Here is a 16,467-nt window from a genome sequence, read left to right on the forward strand (position 1 = left end):
AGCAATTCAAATCATTCACCCAGCCGCCCCTGCATTTTGTTTTTATTCTATTTTAAAATAAACTATTACGGTCGCATCGACTCTTATTTTGTCAAATTCAATATCCAAATCACTTTCTGGTTTTGGTGCAACATAACCAATGGAATTCAAGCCCCTGATATTTATTCCGGAAACTCTACCATTAAATAGTCCTGTTATGTTAGTTTCCAGATCGGAAATAAAAATTACTGAACCTAAATTTTGATTAAGACTTTTTACCATTTCTTCCGCTTGTCGTTTTGCTTTTTCAATAGCTTTTCCCTTTAATTCGATTTTTAAATCCTCAAGTTTGGAATATTCTGTTTTTAATAATTGAACGTTTGATATATCTTGATTTTCAAGACCTCTTAATATTTTTCCTGCCTTAACAGCATCATTTATTTCTAGTTGAAAATTTTTTGTTTTCTGGACATCTGTTTTCTTAAGAAAGTACTCTTTGAAATTGCTGGATAAGTCTGTGAGTGTAAGTTGTTTTTGTAAATCTATATTATTTTCCATTAGTACTTCCTCCATTCTTTTCTCTAACTCTTCAACGGATACTTTTCCTCTTGTGTTGGATTCTGATAAAGTTATGGAAAGTGTAATTTTATCTGGGCTTACCTGTGTTGTATAAGTAGCTTTTGTTTGAAGTTGGGGGATTTTGGTGTAGTCCAATTCCTGTGCAAATGAAATAGTAGATACTAATAGTAGTAAATAAAGATTAACGTGTTTCATAAGTTTTGTAAATATGTCTGTTAACGGCTCATTAACCGTCAGCAGAAGGTTTTATATTGATGCTTTTTGGTTTAAAATGTGGTGTTATTACAGTTCTATATTGTTAACAGTAGTATTTTATTTACACACATTTTTTCTTCCGATTTTTACTATTTCCTCAATTCCAAAATTGTCAAAACGTTCAAGTAGGGCTCTAGCTCCATTCTTTTTCTTAAATTCCAGTTCCTCTTTATAAAGTGGAATTAGCGTATAAATATCAACGACTTTTTCATTTTCTAATTCTATTTGAGTAAAATCGTCAGATAATTCCATTGAATAAGCTAACATTATTGAACTAAATCCAATTCCTTTGGCAAATTCCTCATCTTCTTCGTGTCCATAAGTGTGTCCATATCCAAACCAAGTTTTATTTTCGTGAGGAGCCATCATTATTTCTTTCATGATTCTAATCGGCCAATAATTTTTCTCATCGCATAAAGATTCGTATTCCAAATTCCATTCTTTAGGAAGTAAAATCATTATTTCAACAAATTCTGATGATTCAACATCTTCAGGAATTGTCATAGGTAATGCACTCATTCCACAACTTAAAAGAATATGAAATGGCCTGTCTTCTGATACTTTTATGAAAAAGATGTCTCGATGAATTGTTTCAGACTCTATTTCATCAAAAACCACTATGTCTGTATTTTCATCAAAAAATAGGTCTAAATGGTTATCAACAATTTCAACGCTATTTGGAACTTTTTTACTCATATTTTTTGGAGATTCTTGAGAATAGGTAAAAGGTGAAATGAAAATCAAAATGATTAGGATATAGTTGTGTGTTTTCATTTGATTTTTCAAATTTCGAGCAATATGTATATAAATACTCTGGAGCCACTAATTTTATTAGATTTTCCCCTAAGATAGATAAATTCCTACAATACACCAGCCCGAATTATCCTGAATTCATTTCAGGGTCTGTTGTCAAATGGTGTTCATGATAATAAGATGCTGAAACAAGTTCAGCATGACAGAAGCAGCTAATGCTTTCAAACCTATTTGTATTTATGAACGCTAAAAAGTATCCTATTTATTCAATTGTTTTAATTATGAAAATAATGGTCCCAATTCCAAAATACAAGGAAGGAATAAGTCCTATTAAAATCCATAATATATTTTTTCTCCAGATAATTTTATGCTCAGTAAATATTATTAATGGATGAAACATTGACCAAGTTATGGAAACAAGAACCATAGCCATATTTATATAACTACCATATTGATAAATCCAATGGTGGTCAGAAATTCGAAATCGTTGAACGTAATTTCCAACTAACATTCCTGTCAGGCAAATTCCAAGTATTAGAATCGAATTCTTTTTAGGATTATATGTCAATTTTTTTAATGGCATCTAGAATTCTTAAATTTGAAATATCAAGGGCTAAAGCTTAGCACCTTATGAATTCAAAAGTAAATAAATTAAATACCCATTACTCACTTTTTACTGGCATTAATTCCAGCATGACCAAACCATGTATACCATCACAAAAAACACTCCCAACCAAACAGCTTCCTGACTTCCTTCTTAAGTTCAAAACATGTATCTTTGCACCTCATTTAAAAACAAGAACATGCAAGACGGATTATATGCAAAATTCCAAACCCCAAAGGGAGATATCCTAGTTAACTTGGAATTTGAAAAAACCCCAGGCACGGTAGGAAACTTTGTGGCCTTGGCAGAAGGAAATTTGGAAAACGAAGCCAGACCGCAAGGGAAACCTTATTATGATGGCTTGAAGTTTCACCGCGTCATTCCAGATTTTATGATTCAAGGCGGTTGCCCTCAAGGCACCGGTTCTGGTAACCCAGGATACCAGTTTGATGACGAGTTCCACCCCGATTTAAAACACGATGGCCCAGGGGTACTTTCTATGGCCAATGCCGGACCGGGAACTAACGGAAGCCAATTTTTTATTACTCATGTAGAAACCCCATGGTTGGATAACAATCATACCGTTTTTGGGAAAGTGGTAGAAGGCCAAGACGTAGTTGATGCTATTGCTCAAGGTGATACCATAGACCACGTTGAGATTATTCGTCAAGGTGAAGCTGCAGAAAAGTTCCACGCCGTAGAGGCTTTTAGAACCTTTGAAGGGGCTCGTGAAAAAAGACTTTTAGAAGAACAAGCTGCTAGAGAAGCCGAGTTGGATAAGTTGGCAGCAGGTTTCAAAAGAACAGATAGTGGTCTACGTTACCAAATATTACAAGAAGGTTCTGGTAAAGCAGCCCAAAAAGGACAAACCGTTTCAGTACACTACAAAGGGCAATTGGCCGATGGAACTGTATTTGACTCTTCATACAAAAGAAATGCACCTATTGATTTTCCATTAGGGGTAGGACAAGTTATTTCAGGATGGGATGAAGGTATCGGTCTATTGAAGGTAGGTGATAAGGCTCGTTTGGTGATCCCAAGTGATTTGGGTTATGGTGCCAGAGGTGCTGGCGGTGTAATTCCTCCTCATGCTACTTTGGTATTTGATGTCGAACTTGTGGATGTGAAATAAGAAGCTCGCGCTTTATATAAAACGTTAAAAAGCTGTTCCAAATGAACAGCTTTTTTTAATTTTAGGTATGACCGAAGCGCAGCTGGAAAAACTGAAATATCCCATAGGTAACTTTGAGCTACCTAGCACGATTACCCCGGGACATATCGAGGAATGGATAGATGTATTGGAGACCTTTCCCAAAAGATTAACGCTTTTGGTACATCCGTTAACAGACGAGCAACTAGAAACGCCATACCGACCTTATGGTTGGACGGTTAGGCAATTGATTCACCACATTGCAGACAGTCACCACCACAGCTACGCTCGATTTAAATGGGCACTCACCGAAAACAAGCCGGTCATCAAGGCTTATTATGAAGACCGATGGGCTGATTTGTTTGATTCAAAAACAGCACCAATACAATTGTCACTTGATCACTTGACGGCAGTCCATGGCAAGTTGGTATATTTATTAAAAGGTTTGTCTCCTGAAGATTTTGAGAAGTCCTTTATTCATCCAGAAACCCACAGTGAGATTCCTTTAAAAGTCAATCTAGGTATGTACTCGTGGCACAGTTTGCACCACTATGCCCACATTGAGCACTTAATCATTAGAAACCACTGGCACTAATTAAGACTTCCACTTAATGTTGCACCCAATGCTTGGTTTTTGGTCCCAGGTATTGGTTTCATTCTCAAGCAGGCAATCCATAGCGTGTCTTAAGTCTTTTCCAGTCACCGGAACACCATTTCCAGGTCTCGAATCATCTAATTGCCCGCGATACACCAAAGTGAGCTGGTCGTCAAATAGAAAAAAGTCTGGCGTGCAGGCAGCGTTATAGTTTCTCGCTACTTCCTGGGTTTGATCATATAAATAAGGAAAGATAAAGTCTTGTTCTATGGCATTAGCTTTCATTTCATCTGGTCCATCCTGTGGATAGTTTTCCACATCGTTACTGGAAATAGCAACACATGCAATACCCTTTGATTTATAGTCTTTGGCCAAAAGGCTGATCTGTTCATTCACATGTTTTACAAACGGACAGTGGTTGCAAATAAACATAATCAAGGTGCCTTTAAGTCCTTTGGCATTATCTAGCGAAATCTCATCGTTTGATACCACATCTCGTAATGTGAATTCTGGAGCTTTGGTTCCTAAGGGAAGCATGTTTGAAGGTGTATTTGCCATCGTATTTTATTTACTTCAAAATAACGCAAAAAATGATACTTTTGAGGAATGAAACCAGAAATAAATTTTGAAGCGTTTGTTAAAGTAGACCTCAGAGTAGGGACGATAATTGAGGTAAATGATTTTCCTGAAGCCCGAAAACCGGCTTATCAAATGCGCATTGATTTTGGAGCCTTGGGGATTCGTAAAACTTCGGCACAAATCACTCAATTGTACACAAAAGAAGATTTATTAGGAAGGCAAATTGTGGCTGTTGTCAATTTTCCCAGAAAACAAATAGCCCAGTTCATGAGTGAATGTTTGGTCATGGGAGCGGTTAAGGAAAAAGACGTTATGTTATTGCATCCTGAACAGGTAGTTCCTAACGGAAGCACCATATCTTAAAAATAAAAAAGCCATTACATTGTAATGGCTTTTTCTTTGTTAGTCTTTTAGTAAGATTGATGATTAAATATCATCAAAATCAATATCGGTAAACTTGTCTGCAGAACTAGTTTCTCCTACAGTTTCCTCTTCATACTCCTTTTTGAAATCCTTTTGGTGACGCTCACTGATTACCTCATTGCCTTTTTCATCAATAATGTATTCAGTCATCTCTTGCATGATTTCATTGAAGTCAGTAAAGTCCTCTTTGTATAGATAAATTTTGTGCTTTTTGTAGTGAAATGAACCATCGTCATTGGTAAATTTCTTGCTCTCAGTAATCGTTAGGTAGTAGTCTCCAGCCTTAGTAGATCTTACATCAAAGAAATAGGTTCTTCTACCTGCCCTTAGCACTTTAGAGAATATTTCCTCTTTCTCCATCATATCATTATTACTCATAGTCTAATTGTTAAATTATCAATTTTAAGAAGTCCAAAAATCTAAAAAAAAACCATATTAACCAACAATTTGTGTTATTTCTTTTTTGGCTGATTTTAAGAAATTTTAATAGGAATCCTCTTAAGAATGGGTTTCACTCAATTGTTCCAAATACAATTTCTTATAATATCCATCTTGTGCAGACAAGGTTTGGTGGTTTCCTTGTTGGATGATTTTTCCATCTTCCAAAACGAGTATTTTATCTGCATTTTTAGCCGATGACACCCGGTGGCTCACAATAATAGTTGTTTTGTTTTTGGCTATTTCCTTTAGGTGTCTTAGGATTTTTTCTTCAGTTTCCGTATCCACTGCTGAAAGGGAATCATCCAATAGTAAGATATTCGGGTTTTTGACAATGGCTCTGGCAATAGATACCCTTTGTTTTTGTCCGCCAGAAAGGGTAATCCCCCTTTCACCCAATACGGTTTCGTATCCTTTACTAAAGCCCATAATGTTTTTATGAACTTGGGCATATTTCGCCGCTTGAATGACTTCCTCGTCGGTAGCCTCTTCTTTACCAAACTTAATGTTGTTGCTGATGGAATCAGAAAACAAAAAGGCATCTTGAGGGACATAACCTATATGGTCTCTTAAAGAGGTTAGGTTAATATCTTCAACGGGTTTGTTGTCTATAAGGATGGTTCCATCAGTCACATCGTATAGGCGTCCTATTAAATCTAAAACGGTAGACTTCCCAGATCCTGTTTTGCCAATAATCGCCAAAGTTTCACCATGAATAAGTTTAAAGGATACATGCTTCAATGCCTGAATGTTGGTATCATCATAGGTAAAAGATACATCTTTAAATTCGATATCGCCAACGATGTTAGTAGGCTCTGAATTGTTATTGGTGATTTCTGGTTGGATTTTTAAAAACTCATTGATACGTTTTTGTGAGGCTTCCGCCTGCTGTACAATTGAAGTCACCCAACCTACAGTGGCTACTGGCCAGGTCAACATATTGACATAAATAATAAACTCGGCAATAGTCCCTAAGGTTTCTATCTCACCGTCTATATATTGTTTTCCTCCTATATATATCACCATTAAATTGCTGACACCTATTAATAGGATCATCATAGGAAAGAATAGGGATCTAACTTTGACCAAATCCATTTGCTTGTCACGGCTTTCTGAAGCCAATTCATTAAAGGAAGTTGAAGTCATGGGTTCCAAACCATACGCCTTTATAATGGCAATACCACTAAAACTTTCCTGAGTGGAAGAGGATAATTTGGAAAGAAACTCCTGAACAATAGTACTGCGTTTATGGATTTCCTTACTCAGTTTATAAATAGCTACAGAAAGGATCGGCAATGGCAACACCGTATATAGGGTTAGTTTAGGAGCCTCATTAAACATATAGATAAGTGCAATCACAAACAGGGTCACCGTGTTGATGCTATACATTATAGCTGGACCTGCATACATTCTTACTCGTCCCACATCTTCACTGATGCGGTTCATTAAATCCCCAGTACGATTTTGCTTGTAAAAGTTAAGAGATAGTTTCTGGTATTGTTGGTAGACCTCATTTTTTAGGTCATATTCAATGAACCTGGACACATTGATAATGGTTTGCCTCATTAAAAAGGTAAAAATTCCTGCAATCACAGCAGCTATGATGATATAAATGATGTCCTGAAGCAATTCATCCTGCACTTCTTGCATAGAGAGTCCGCCTTTTCGGAATTGATCTACCACATTCACCGATTCTCTGATGAGTCTTGGGGTAAACAATAGAAAGATTCTGGCAATGATGGTAATGATGATTCCTAAAAGCAATTTGCCTTTATATTTTAGGAAGTATTTATTGAGATGGCGAAGTTCCTTCATATATTGATTTAACAGAAATTACACATCAAATTAACGATTTGTTATTTTTGATACGTTAATTTTGACATATTGATAATTTTGATTTAATTTTGCGCGGTGATTTTAATGATTTTTAAATCACGTAAACGTTTAACCTAATATTTCATTAAATGATTTCAGACGTCCTAAACCCACAAGAGTTAAAAAAAGTAGACCCTGTTTTTGGTCAACTTTCTTTTGACAATCATGAACAAGTTGTTTTTTGCAACGACAAAGATACAGGTTTAAAAGCAATAATCGGTATCCATAATACGACCTTAGGACCAGCCCTTGGCGGTACTAGAATGTGGAATTATAACAATGAATGGGAAGCCCTAAATGACGTTTTACGTCTTTCGAGAGGGATGACTTTTAAGTCGGCCATTACTGGTTTGAACTTAGGAGGTGGAAAGGCCGTTATTATTGGAGATGCCAAAACCCAAAAAACGCCTGAATTAATGACTCGCTTTGCTGAGTTTGTACATTCTTTAGGAGGAAAATATATCACTGCCGAAGATGTTGGAATGGAAACAGCAGACATGGATTTGGTAAGAGAAACGACACCTTACGTTACCGGTATTTCTGAAGCTAAAGGAGGCGCAGGTAATCCGTCACCTATTACAGCCTATGGGGTATTTATGGGATTAAAGGCAGCTACCAAATACCAATTTGGAACAGACCAGTTGGAAGGTAAAAAAGTGTTTGTACAAGGTATTGGCCATGTGGGTGAAACTTTGGTAAAACATTTAACCGAAGAAGGAGCGCAAGTAACCATCGTTGATATCAATCAAGATCGCTTATTGGAAGTTGCCAAAACTTATGGCGCTACTATTTATACGGGAGATAACATGTACCAAGAAGCTATGGATATCTATGCACCTTGTGCTTTGGGAGCAACAATCAATGATGCTACCATCAACCAAATTCAAGCAAAAGTAATTGCTGGTGCTGCTAATAACCAATTGGCTGAAGAGCAAAAACACGGACGCATATTAAGAGAGAAGGGGATTGTATATGCTCCTGATTTCTTGATTAATGCGGGAGGTATCATCAATGTGTATGCAGAATTGGAAGGTTATGGTAAAGATGAAATCATCCGTAAAACCGAAAACATCTATAATACCACTTTAGATATTTTGAATAAAGCTGAAAATGAGGATATCACAACCCACCAAGCGGCTTTAAAGATGGCTCAAGATCGAATTGAGACAAGAAAAAAAGAAAACAAGAAGTAATTCTTCAAAATAATATTAATTTTGTCGGGCAAAAGTTCAAGCAGCTTTTGCCCTTTTTAATGTTATAAAAGTTCTTTGTTTATATGCTTAACAGGAGACAAATTAGAATTAAGGTCATGCAAACCATTTATTCCTTCCAAGGTGGAGAAGGAGATGATTTTGGAAAGGAACAAAAGTTTCTTCTTCAAAGTATGGATAACATGTATAACTTGTATTTATTATTGCTATCCATTTTAATTGAATTGCAAAAGAAAGCCGATGACCATTTAGACAGGTCTAGTAAAAAGTATTTGGCTACCTCTGAGGACAAAAATCCCAACCGAAAGCTGGTAAACAATGAAGTTCTACAAAAATTAATCAATAACGAACCTTTTCAGGAAGCCATGGCAGATCGTCACATTCGCAATTGGGAATTAGACGACGAGTACATTGATGTGTTGTTTAAGGAGCTTATGAAGAGTGATCTTTATAAGGACTATATGAAAACCAAGACTTCCACATTCCAGGAAGATAAGGAGTTTGTTATTGATCTTTTCAAGGAAATTATTGCACCTAACGAAAAGCTTTACGATTATCTAGAGGACAAAAACCTAACTTGGTTAGATGATTTACCTTTGGTGAATACAGTGATTTTAAAATTATTGAGAAAGGTAAAGGCTAAATCGAATGATGAGTTCTTTTTACCTCCTTTATTCAAGGATTTGGATGATAAGGATTATGCGGTCGCTTTGTTTAAAAAAACTTTGTTGAACCAATCTTCTTATGCCAAAATAATAGAGGAGAAAACCCAAAATTGGGATGCAGACCGAATTGCCATCATTGATACTGTTTTGTTGAAAATGGCCATGTGTGAACTGCAAAAGTTTCCAACCATTCCGGTGAAAGTTACTATTAATGAGTATTTAGAGATAGCCAAAGAATATTCTACGCCTAAAAGTAGCATCTTTATTAATGGTATTTTAGACAAGTTGGTAAAGGAATATGAAGACCAAGGGAACCTAAATAAAATAGGGCGAGGGTTGATGTAATAAGAATTTATTGTTACATTTACCACCCGAACTCAAAAAATAAATGATTATGAAAAAAGTAATATTAGGCTTATCTGCCTTATGCTTAGTGGCATTTACTTCTTGTAAGGAGGATGCTTCAAAAAAAATTAGTGAAGAAAACGTAGCAGAAGCTTCTGCAAGAGATGCTCAGGCTACCAAGTATCCTGAAATTTCTTTCGATAAGACTGAACATGATTTTGGTCAAATTGAATCAAAGCAATCTGTAGAAACTGTATTTAAATATACCAACACAGGAGAAGCTCCTTTGGTTATCACAGATATTAAAAGTTCTTGCGGATGTACAGTTCCTAAAGACTGGAGTAAAGAGCCTTTAGCTGCTGGAGAGTCTGGACAGTTTACTGTTAAGTACAACGGTTCTGGTAAAGGAAACGTAAGTAAAACAATTACTGTTACTGCCAACACTGAAAAAGGTAAGGAAATGGTAAAGATCAAAGCTTTTGTAAAAGAAGATCCTAACGCTCCTTCAAAAGCAATTTCTAAAGCACCTGCTGTAAAATAAGAATATGGAAGGAATTGGAAGTTTTTTACCGCTTATTTTGATGTTTGCTGTGGTCTATTTTTTCATGATAGCCCCTCAAATTAAGCGTCAAAAACAAGAAAAGAAATACCTCGCTGAAATTAAAAAAGGGGATAAGGTGATTACCAAAAGTGGTATGCACGGTAAAATTGTTGAATTGAATGAGAAAGACAGTAGCTGTGTCATTGAAACCTTAGCTGGAAAAATTAAGTTTGATCGTTCTGCCATCTCTATGGAGGGAAGTAGAAAGCTTAACGAACCTGCTAAAGCCAAATAGTTTCAGTTTAGTACAATTTAAGGAAAGCCACTTTTTAAGTGGCTTTTTTTATGCTAACAATTCCGGTATTTGTCATTAAGACCCCGCCCGTTTTCTATCATGGGCTTTATTTTTTCCAATCGGGACGTTTTGGTGGCTTCTCTTTTAGCGGTGGCAATATACTCGGCATATTCCTTTTGCTTGAAAGGGGTAAGGGCTTCAAAAGATTTTAAAAGATTCTTATCCCGCTTTAAAAATTGGGATAGTTCGGTTGGGATCTCTAAGGTGTCTTTGGTAACCTTTTTGGCTGGTTTCACAGTTTTACCCAATTTTTGATTGTCTATTGCTTCCTTGACATAGGAGAGAACAGCTTCTTTTTTGATTTCTGAAAGGTTTTCAAATCTCATTTGTCTCAAGGCTTTGGTTTTGTCCTCTTGGGCATTAATTAACAAACCCTGTTCATCTTTTAGAAACACGCCATTAAAAAACCAAATGCCAAAGTGGTTTTTAAAGGCTCCTAAACCCACAACATTTTTTCCATTTATGGTGTAAACAGGGGCACTCCATTTGAGGGTTTCTTCTAATTCTGTTTGCAATAAAAGGTCTCTTAACAGAGTCAATTCCTCTTTGAAATGGGCATTGTTCTCAATGTATTCTTCAACGGAAGTGGCTTTTTTCATGGGTGTTTTTTTGTTTATGTATAAAAATACAACTTCTAATTTTCATTGGCTTAGTCACTTATAAATTTTTGTTTAAAATCATTCTAAATAAGTTGGTGAGATATATGAAGGGAAGTATATTTGCGTCGTTATTTTAAATAAATCTAAATAAAAACACTGATTGTTCATGCGCCGATTTACACTTATTTTACTAGCGTTTGTATTCACACAATTTTCTTTTGCACAAGCCAGTTTGCAAGGAATTATTACAGAAACCAATCAAGAACCTATTCCCAATGCCTATGTGACCCTTCAAGGAACATCGATAGGAACGATGACCAATGATGAAGGAGAATTCCTTATAAAGGATATTCCTTTTGGGCGATATGAGGTCAGGGTGTCCAATATGGGGTTTGAAACCCAAAGTCAGACCCTAGACTTTTCAGAGAACAAGGTCTATAGCTTAAATGTTAGCTTGGAGTTTAACAACGATTTAAATGCCGTTGAGGTTTTTGGAAGACGTCTTAAAAATCCAGATAAGATTGAGGCGCTTACCAGATTGCCACTAGAACCCTATAAACAAATTCAAAGTATTTCGGTTATTGGGGAGAAGTTAATTGAGAACCAAGGTGGACTAAGTATTTCTGAAGTCACTAAAAATGTGCCTGGGGTTTATACTTTCGCTACTTATGGTAACAAACGTGAAAGTATGTCTTCCAGAGGGTTTAGAGGAATTCCGATTTTGAAAAACGGTGTCAGGGTACATTCTGATTTTAGAGGTGTTGGTATCCTTACCGACATGCAAGGGGTAGATAACATCCAAGTTTTAAAAGGATCTGCCTCCGTTACTCAGGGTGTAGCCACCGATTTAGGAAGTCCGGGAGGTGTAATCAATATTGTGACCAAAACACCAAAATATGAGTTTGGTGGACAAGCCTCTATGAGGGTGGGTAGTTTTGGACAAGTACGTCCCACCTTTGATGTCTATGGACCTATCGATAGCAATGATAAGGTAGCCTATAGAATCAATGGTGCTCTTGAGCGAGCCAATAGTTACCGTGATGGAATTTCTTCAGAAAGGTTTTATATCAACCCTTCCTTTCAGTGGAAGGTAGATGACAAGTCTCGTTTCACAGTAGAAATGGATTATTTTGATGACAGCCGTACTCCAGATGTAGGAACCATCAATTTGGCTGAAAATGACACCAATGCCATTTATGATTTGACTTATGATCAATTTCTAGGGTTTGCCAATGACCGTTCCATTACTCAAAACAGTACCTATTCCATTAGATTTGACAGAGAGTTAAGCGACCATTTGACCTTAAAGGCAGCCTATTATAAATCCCATTTACAATTGGATGATAAAGGCGCTAGTTTGGGAAGTGCCATCGAACAGGATGGAGAGACCATTTACAACTTGAAAAGACGTGGGTACTCGGTTTCCAATAGAACCGATGACAACAGCGTGTTACAGTTTGACCTTATAGGACAAGACATCTATACCGGGAAGGTAAAACACACCTTACAAGTAGGTTTTGATTACCGAACTACTAAATACAGCACTTCAAGTCAATCTGTTTCAACGGTTGATACTATTGATGTTTTTGGTAGTGTCAGCAATAAGTTACCTAATTTGTCCTTAGGAGATGCCCGATTGGGAGGTGGTAAAACTAGGTCTCTTGGCTTTGTTGCCCAAGATGTTGTAGCCTGGACTGATTGGTTCCAAACTTTTGTGGGCTTGAGATACAGTACCACGGAGACGATTGGAGAGGTAGAAAATACGATGAGTGATGCCTTTAATCCTCTGGGAGGTATTGTGGTTTCACCTACAAAGAACATCAATATTTTTGCCTCCTATACCAACAGTTCTTATCCACGAACAGCGGCACGATTGGGAGAAAATGGCGAAGAACTGGGTAATGAGCGTTACGACCAATTGGAAGCAGGTGTTAAAACCACTTGGTTGGAAGACCGTCTTAGGTTTAACTTAACTTTATTCCGAATCAACAACAAGGATATTAACTTACCTGTTTATGATGATACGTGGTCAACTATTTTATATTATCAAAAAGGAGGAAATGACCAACGTCAAGGGATTGAAGTAGAATTGACTGGAAGAGTATTGGAAAACCTAGAGGTGATTGCAGGGTATAGTTACATAGATGCCCAGTACAAAGAGCATACAGCCTATGTAAGTGGTTCATCGCCTTTAAATACACCCAAGCACACAGCAAATCTGTATGGAAACTACCAATTTAGAGGTGCTTTGGAAGGATTTTCAATTGGAGCAGGAGCCTATTATACTGGTGAAAGACCTATCAATGACTGGAGTTCTGGGGCTGTGACCCATGAAGGAATTGTTCCTGGCCAAAAGCCGTTTAATGTGGATGCTTATACGCTTGTAAATCTACAAGCGGGATACCGAATCAATAACCACTGGAACGTTAGGTTGCTATTAAACAATGTGTTTAATGAAATAGGATATAATGCTTACAGAACAAGTTTTATCAATCAAACTGACCCTCGAAATTTCTCAGGTGTGTTAACTTATCAGTTCTAAGAAACATTCAAACAATAAAAAAGCAGTCATTTAGACTGCTTTTTTATTTATAATAATGTTTTATTATTTGTGTTTTTCAGCTGTTATTTCGGCAATTTTACAAATAACTTCGGTAGCCTTCATAATACTTTCTACAGGCACATACTCATAACGTCCATGGAAATTATGTCCGCCAGCAAAAATGTTAGGACAAGGTAATCCCATGTAGCTTAATTGCGACCCATCGGTCCCTCCACGAATAGGTTTGATGATGGGTGTGATATCTAGTTGCTTCATCGCTTCTTCTGCAATATCCACAATATGCATCACAGGCTCTACCTTTTCCTTCATATTGAAGTATTGGTCTTTGATCTCAATTTCAATCACTTCTTTACCGTATTGCTGATTGATTTCAGTAGCCAGTTTGGACATCACTTCCTTTCTAGCCTCAAAATGATTTTTATCGTGATCTCGTATGATGTATTTCAAAACGGTTTCTTCTACATGGCCTTCCATGTCATGCAAATGGAAAAAGCCTTGGTAACCTTCAGTATGCTCAGGTGTTTCAAGCCTAGGTAAGGAATTGATAAACTCGGTCGCTATATACATGGAGTTGACCAATTTGCCCTTGGCATATCCAGGGTGTACAATTTTTCCTTTCACTTTTACAGTGGCTCCAGCAGCATTAAAGTTTTCGTATTCCAATTCACCAATTTGACTTCCATCCATGGTGTAGGCCCAATCGGCTCCAAATTTTTCTACATCAAACTTATGGGCACCACGACCAATTTCTTCATCTGGGGTAAATCCTACTTTAATATCCCCGTGCTTAATTTCAGGATGATTGATTAAGTACTCCATGGCAGAAACAATTTCACAAATACCCGCCTTGTCATCAGCACCTAAAAGGGTTGTTCCATCTGTTACAATTAGGGTCTGTCCTTTGTATTGTAACAGATCATCAAAATAGTCTGGAGACAAAATGATATTTTCTTCCTCATTGAGCGTGATATCCTTTCCATCATAATTTTCAATGATTCTAGGTTTCACATTCGCCCCAGTAAAGTCAGGGGAGGTATCAAAATGGGAAATAAATCCAATGGCGGGTACCTCATGATCAACATTACTTGGTAAGGTAGCCATGATATAGGCATTTTCATCTATGGACACATCGGTCATGCCAATGGCCTTTAATTCCTCGGCCAATAAATTGGCTAAGTCCCATTGTTTTTCGGTGCTAGGAGTTGTTTTAGAATCTGGATCTGATTCCGTATCGATGGTAACATACTTCGTAAACCTATCGATTATATGCTGTTTATTTAACATGAAATAAGTTTTGTTTGTGTTCGCTATAAAAAGACCTTCAAAAATACTATTTTTGCACCACAATTCTGCCAATATGTACAAAGCTTTTATTCGGCCTCTATTATTCTCCTTCGATCCTGAACGCATCCATCATTTTACCTTTAGTTTTATAAAAACACTGCATAAGGTGCCTGGTATGGGAGCCTTGGTTAAATCGATGTATCACGTAGAGGATAAACGATTGGAGCGCAATCTCTTTGGTCTTACTTTTAAAAACCCAGTGGGATTGGCTGCGGGATTTGATAAAAATGCCGAGTTATATAACGAATTGGGGTCTTTTGGTTTCGGATTTGTAGAAATAGGAACAGTAACTCCCAAGGCGCAAGCAGGGAATCCGAAAAAACGCTTGTTTCGACTTAAAGAGGATCAGGGACTGATTAACCGAATGGGTTTTAACAATAAGGGTCTGGAGGCTGCTATCTCCCAGCTGAAGAAAAACAAACACCGAATGATTATTGGCGGGAACATTGGGAAAAACACCCAGACTGCTCCCGAGCATTATACCGCAGATTATCTAGCTTGTTTTGAAGCGCTACATCCTTATGTCGATTATTTTGTACTGAATGTAAGCTGTCCCAATGTAGGAAGTCATGCTAAATTAAGCGATAAGGATTATTTGATAGAATTGATTGAAGCGGTGCAAAAAAGTAATACATCTTTTTCACAACAGAAGCCCATCCTTTTAAAAATTGCTCCAGATTTGAATGAATTTCAGTTGGATGAAATTATTGAAATTATGGCACAAACGAAGTTGGATGGTGTCATTGCCAGTAATACGAGTGTGGATCGAAGTGGTCTGACGACTTCAACAGAACGTTTGCAAGAGATTGGAAATGGCGGATTAAGTGGACAACCCATTAAGGAAAAGAGTACCCAAACCATAAAGTATCTTGCAGATAAAAGTGGAAAAGCATTCCCCATTATTGGTGTGGGTGGTATTCACTCTGCAGAAGATGCTTTAGAGAAGCTTGAGGCGGGAGCCGATTTAGTTCAGGTTTATACTGGGTTTATTTACGAAGGTCCAAAGTTGGTGAAGGCGATTAATAAAGCGGTATTGAAGAAGGCTTAAAGCTTCTTTTCCATGAGGTAATCGTCCATTATAAAGCCATTACCAATATCAAACTCCACTTTTTCTTTGATTTTAAAGCCTTGGGCTTGGTACCATTCTATGGATTTCAGATTGTCTTTGTTTACTGTTAGCCATAGGATAGAGGCTTGAAGTTCAATGGCTTTATTGACCGAAAAATTTATAAGCTGCTGACCGAGGTGTTTTCCTCTAAACTCTTGTGCTATGTAAATTTTACTAATCATTAATTTCTTTGCTGTTAAGTCTGGAGCAAGCGCCAAATAACCAGCAGGCAAATCTTTCCAATGGATTAAATAATAGAGATAGCCGTTATCTATTTGGGCAGTTATGGCTGCCTCACTTTGAAATTTACCAACCATATAATCTACTTGTGCTTGACCAATAATGGGCACATAATGTTGGTTCCAAATGCGGTGTGCTAATTGGGCTATTCTTTTTATTTCTTTAGGTTTGGTTACTGTTTTAATCAAAATGTAATAATTAGAAAATTTAAAATAAGAAAATTTAGGGATAAGAAAACGTTTTCGCAGATGTGAATCTTTCTTATC

The 16,467-nt window shown here is 37.0% G+C and carries 17 protein-coding genes; 9 read left to right on the top strand and 8 right to left on the bottom strand.

Features of this window, described 5'->3' with window-relative positions:
• Positions 1-42: 42 nt before the first annotated feature.
• Together GZ212_RS10505 and GZ212_RS10510 are read right to left on the bottom strand one after the other, a co-directional pair.
• A complete protein-coding gene (locus GZ212_RS10505) occupies positions 43-753 on the bottom strand; it encodes an SIMPL domain-containing protein (protein WP_166959824.1) in 711 nt (236 codons plus the stop codon).
• A gap of 117 nt (positions 754-870) precedes the next feature.
• Positions 871-1,509 carry a suppressor of fused domain protein gene (locus GZ212_RS10510; protein ID WP_206080430.1) on the bottom strand — a complete coding sequence of 213 codons (639 nt, stop codon included), beginning with the start codon at positions 1,507-1,509 and terminating at the stop codon, positions 871-873.
• A gap of 860 nt (positions 1,510-2,369) precedes the next feature.
• Between GZ212_RS10510 and GZ212_RS10515 the strand changes: the two genes are divergently transcribed.
• The gene (locus GZ212_RS10515; RefSeq protein ID WP_166959829.1) at positions 2,370-3,302 is read left to right on the top strand and encodes a peptidylprolyl isomerase; all 933 of its coding nucleotides are present in this window, start codon (positions 2,370-2,372) and stop codon (positions 3,300-3,302) included.
• Between the two features lie 67 nt (positions 3,303-3,369).
• Positions 3,370-3,915, top strand: a complete 546-nt coding sequence (locus tag GZ212_RS10520; RefSeq protein WP_166959831.1) for a YfiT family bacillithiol transferase — start codon at positions 3,370-3,372, stop codon at positions 3,913-3,915.
• Here the strand turns inward: GZ212_RS10520 and GZ212_RS10525 are convergent, their stop codons facing one another.
• Entirely contained in the window at positions 3,916-4,473 is a 558-nt protein-coding gene (locus GZ212_RS10525; RefSeq protein ID WP_166959833.1) for a thioredoxin family protein, read from the bottom strand.
• 48 nt (positions 4,474-4,521) lie between these two features.
• Here GZ212_RS10525 and GZ212_RS10530 point away from each other — a divergent pair, with 48 nt between their 5' ends.
• Positions 4,522-4,857: a tRNA-binding protein gene (locus GZ212_RS10530; RefSeq protein WP_166959835.1), complete on the top strand. Its 336-nt coding sequence runs from the start codon at positions 4,522-4,524 to the stop codon at positions 4,855-4,857.
• 63 nt (positions 4,858-4,920) lie between these two features.
• Here the strand turns inward: GZ212_RS10530 and GZ212_RS10535 are convergent, their stop codons facing one another.
• Together GZ212_RS10535 and GZ212_RS10540 are read right to left on the bottom strand one after the other, a co-directional pair.
• A complete protein-coding gene (locus GZ212_RS10535; RefSeq protein WP_053972524.1) occupies positions 4,921-5,295 on the bottom strand; it encodes a PUR family DNA/RNA-binding protein in 375 nt (124 codons plus the stop codon).
• A gap of 120 nt (positions 5,296-5,415) precedes the next feature.
• Positions 5,416-7,170, bottom strand: a complete 1,755-nt coding sequence (locus tag GZ212_RS10540; protein WP_166959837.1) for an ABC transporter ATP-binding protein — start codon at positions 7,168-7,170, stop codon at positions 5,416-5,418.
• Positions 7,171-7,319: 149 nt separating this feature from the next.
• On the opposite strand from GZ212_RS10540, the gene GZ212_RS10545 reads away from it, so the two are divergent.
• From GZ212_RS10545 to yajC, 4 genes are all read left to right on the top strand, one after another.
• Positions 7,320-8,423 carry a Glu/Leu/Phe/Val dehydrogenase gene (locus GZ212_RS10545; protein WP_166959840.1) on the top strand — a complete coding sequence of 368 codons (1,104 nt, stop codon included), beginning with the start codon at positions 7,320-7,322 and terminating at the stop codon, positions 8,421-8,423.
• 116 nt (positions 8,424-8,539) lie between these two features.
• Positions 8,540-9,451: a transcription antitermination factor NusB gene (nusB, locus tag GZ212_RS10550; RefSeq protein ID WP_053972585.1), complete on the top strand. Its 912-nt coding sequence runs from the start codon at positions 8,540-8,542 to the stop codon at positions 9,449-9,451.
• A 49-nt stretch (positions 9,452-9,500) separates the two neighbouring features.
• Entirely contained in the window at positions 9,501-9,992 is a 492-nt protein-coding gene (locus GZ212_RS10555; protein WP_053972586.1) for a DUF1573 domain-containing protein, read from the top strand.
• A gap of 4 nt (positions 9,993-9,996) precedes the next feature.
• Entirely contained in the window at positions 9,997-10,287 is a 291-nt protein-coding gene (yajC, locus tag GZ212_RS10560) for a preprotein translocase subunit YajC (protein WP_053972527.1), read from the top strand.
• Positions 10,288-10,340: 53 nt separating this feature from the next.
• Here the strand turns inward: yajC and GZ212_RS10565 are convergent, their stop codons facing one another.
• Entirely contained in the window at positions 10,341-10,946 is a 606-nt protein-coding gene (locus GZ212_RS10565) for a YdeI family protein (RefSeq protein ID WP_166959842.1), read from the bottom strand.
• Between the two features lie 166 nt (positions 10,947-11,112).
• Here GZ212_RS10565 and GZ212_RS10570 point away from each other — a divergent pair, with 166 nt between their 5' ends.
• Positions 11,113-13,488 (top strand): TonB-dependent receptor, encoded by a 2,376-nt coding sequence (locus tag GZ212_RS10570; RefSeq protein WP_166959845.1) that lies wholly within the window; start codon positions 11,113-11,115, stop codon positions 13,486-13,488.
• A gap of 63 nt (positions 13,489-13,551) precedes the next feature.
• Here the strand turns inward: GZ212_RS10570 and pepT are convergent, their stop codons facing one another.
• Positions 13,552-14,793 (bottom strand): peptidase T, encoded by a 1,242-nt coding sequence (gene pepT, locus GZ212_RS10575; protein ID WP_166959847.1) that lies wholly within the window; start codon positions 14,791-14,793, stop codon positions 13,552-13,554.
• Between the two features lie 73 nt (positions 14,794-14,866).
• Between pepT and GZ212_RS10580 the strand changes: the two genes are divergently transcribed.
• Complete coding sequence (locus tag GZ212_RS10580) at positions 14,867-15,901, top strand: quinone-dependent dihydroorotate dehydrogenase (protein ID WP_166959942.1); 1,035 nt, start codon at positions 14,867-14,869, stop codon at positions 15,899-15,901.
• Here the strand turns inward: GZ212_RS10580 and GZ212_RS10585 are convergent.
• Complete coding sequence (locus GZ212_RS10585) at positions 15,898-16,389, bottom strand: N-acetyltransferase (RefSeq protein ID WP_166959849.1); 492 nt, start codon at positions 16,387-16,389, stop codon at positions 15,898-15,900. The genes GZ212_RS10580 and GZ212_RS10585 overlap by 4 nt on opposite strands.
• Between the last annotated feature and the right edge of the window lie 78 nt (positions 16,390-16,467).

The organism is Mangrovimonas sp. CR14 (assembly GCF_011764015.1).
Classification (GTDB): domain Bacteria; phylum Bacteroidota; class Bacteroidia; order Flavobacteriales; family Flavobacteriaceae; genus Mangrovimonas; species Mangrovimonas futianensis.

What these genes read in the sequence shown, in the direction of transcription:
- GZ212_RS10505 (WP_166959824.1), bottom strand. Translation starts at nt 753, where the DNA reads ATGAAACACGTTAATCTTTATTTACTACTATTAGTATCTACTATTTCA.
- GZ212_RS10510 (WP_206080430.1), bottom strand. Translation starts at nt 1,509, where the DNA reads ATGAGTAAAAAAGTTCCAAATAGCGTTGAAATTGTTGATAACCATTTA.
- GZ212_RS10515 (WP_166959829.1), top strand. Translation starts at nt 2,370, where the DNA reads ATGCAAGACGGATTATATGCAAAATTCCAAACCCCAAAGGGAGATATC.
- GZ212_RS10520 (WP_166959831.1), top strand. Translation starts at nt 3,370, where the DNA reads ATGACCGAAGCGCAGCTGGAAAAACTGAAATATCCCATAGGTAACTTT.
- GZ212_RS10525 (WP_166959833.1), bottom strand. Translation starts at nt 4,473, where the DNA reads ATGGCAAATACACCTTCAAACATGCTTCCCTTAGGAACCAAAGCTCCA.
- GZ212_RS10530 (WP_166959835.1), top strand. Translation starts at nt 4,522, where the DNA reads ATGAAACCAGAAATAAATTTTGAAGCGTTTGTTAAAGTAGACCTCAGA.
- GZ212_RS10535 (WP_053972524.1), bottom strand. Translation starts at nt 5,295, where the DNA reads ATGAGTAATAATGATATGATGGAGAAAGAGGAAATATTCTCTAAAGTG.
- GZ212_RS10540 (WP_166959837.1), bottom strand. Translation starts at nt 7,170, where the DNA reads ATGAAGGAACTTCGCCATCTCAATAAATACTTCCTAAAATATAAAGGC.
- GZ212_RS10545 (WP_166959840.1), top strand. Translation starts at nt 7,320, where the DNA reads ATGATTTCAGACGTCCTAAACCCACAAGAGTTAAAAAAAGTAGACCCT.
- nusB (WP_053972585.1), top strand. Translation starts at nt 8,540, where the DNA reads ATGCAAACCATTTATTCCTTCCAAGGTGGAGAAGGAGATGATTTTGGA.
- GZ212_RS10555 (WP_053972586.1), top strand. Translation starts at nt 9,501, where the DNA reads ATGAAAAAAGTAATATTAGGCTTATCTGCCTTATGCTTAGTGGCATTT.
- yajC (WP_053972527.1), top strand. Translation starts at nt 9,997, where the DNA reads ATGGAAGGAATTGGAAGTTTTTTACCGCTTATTTTGATGTTTGCTGTG.
- GZ212_RS10565 (WP_166959842.1), bottom strand. Translation starts at nt 10,946, where the DNA reads ATGAAAAAAGCCACTTCCGTTGAAGAATACATTGAGAACAATGCCCAT.
- GZ212_RS10570 (WP_166959845.1), top strand. Translation starts at nt 11,113, where the DNA reads ATGCGCCGATTTACACTTATTTTACTAGCGTTTGTATTCACACAATTT.
- pepT (WP_166959847.1), bottom strand. Translation starts at nt 14,793, where the DNA reads ATGTTAAATAAACAGCATATAATCGATAGGTTTACGAAGTATGTTACC.
- GZ212_RS10580 (WP_166959942.1), top strand. Translation starts at nt 14,867, where the DNA reads ATGTACAAAGCTTTTATTCGGCCTCTATTATTCTCCTTCGATCCTGAA.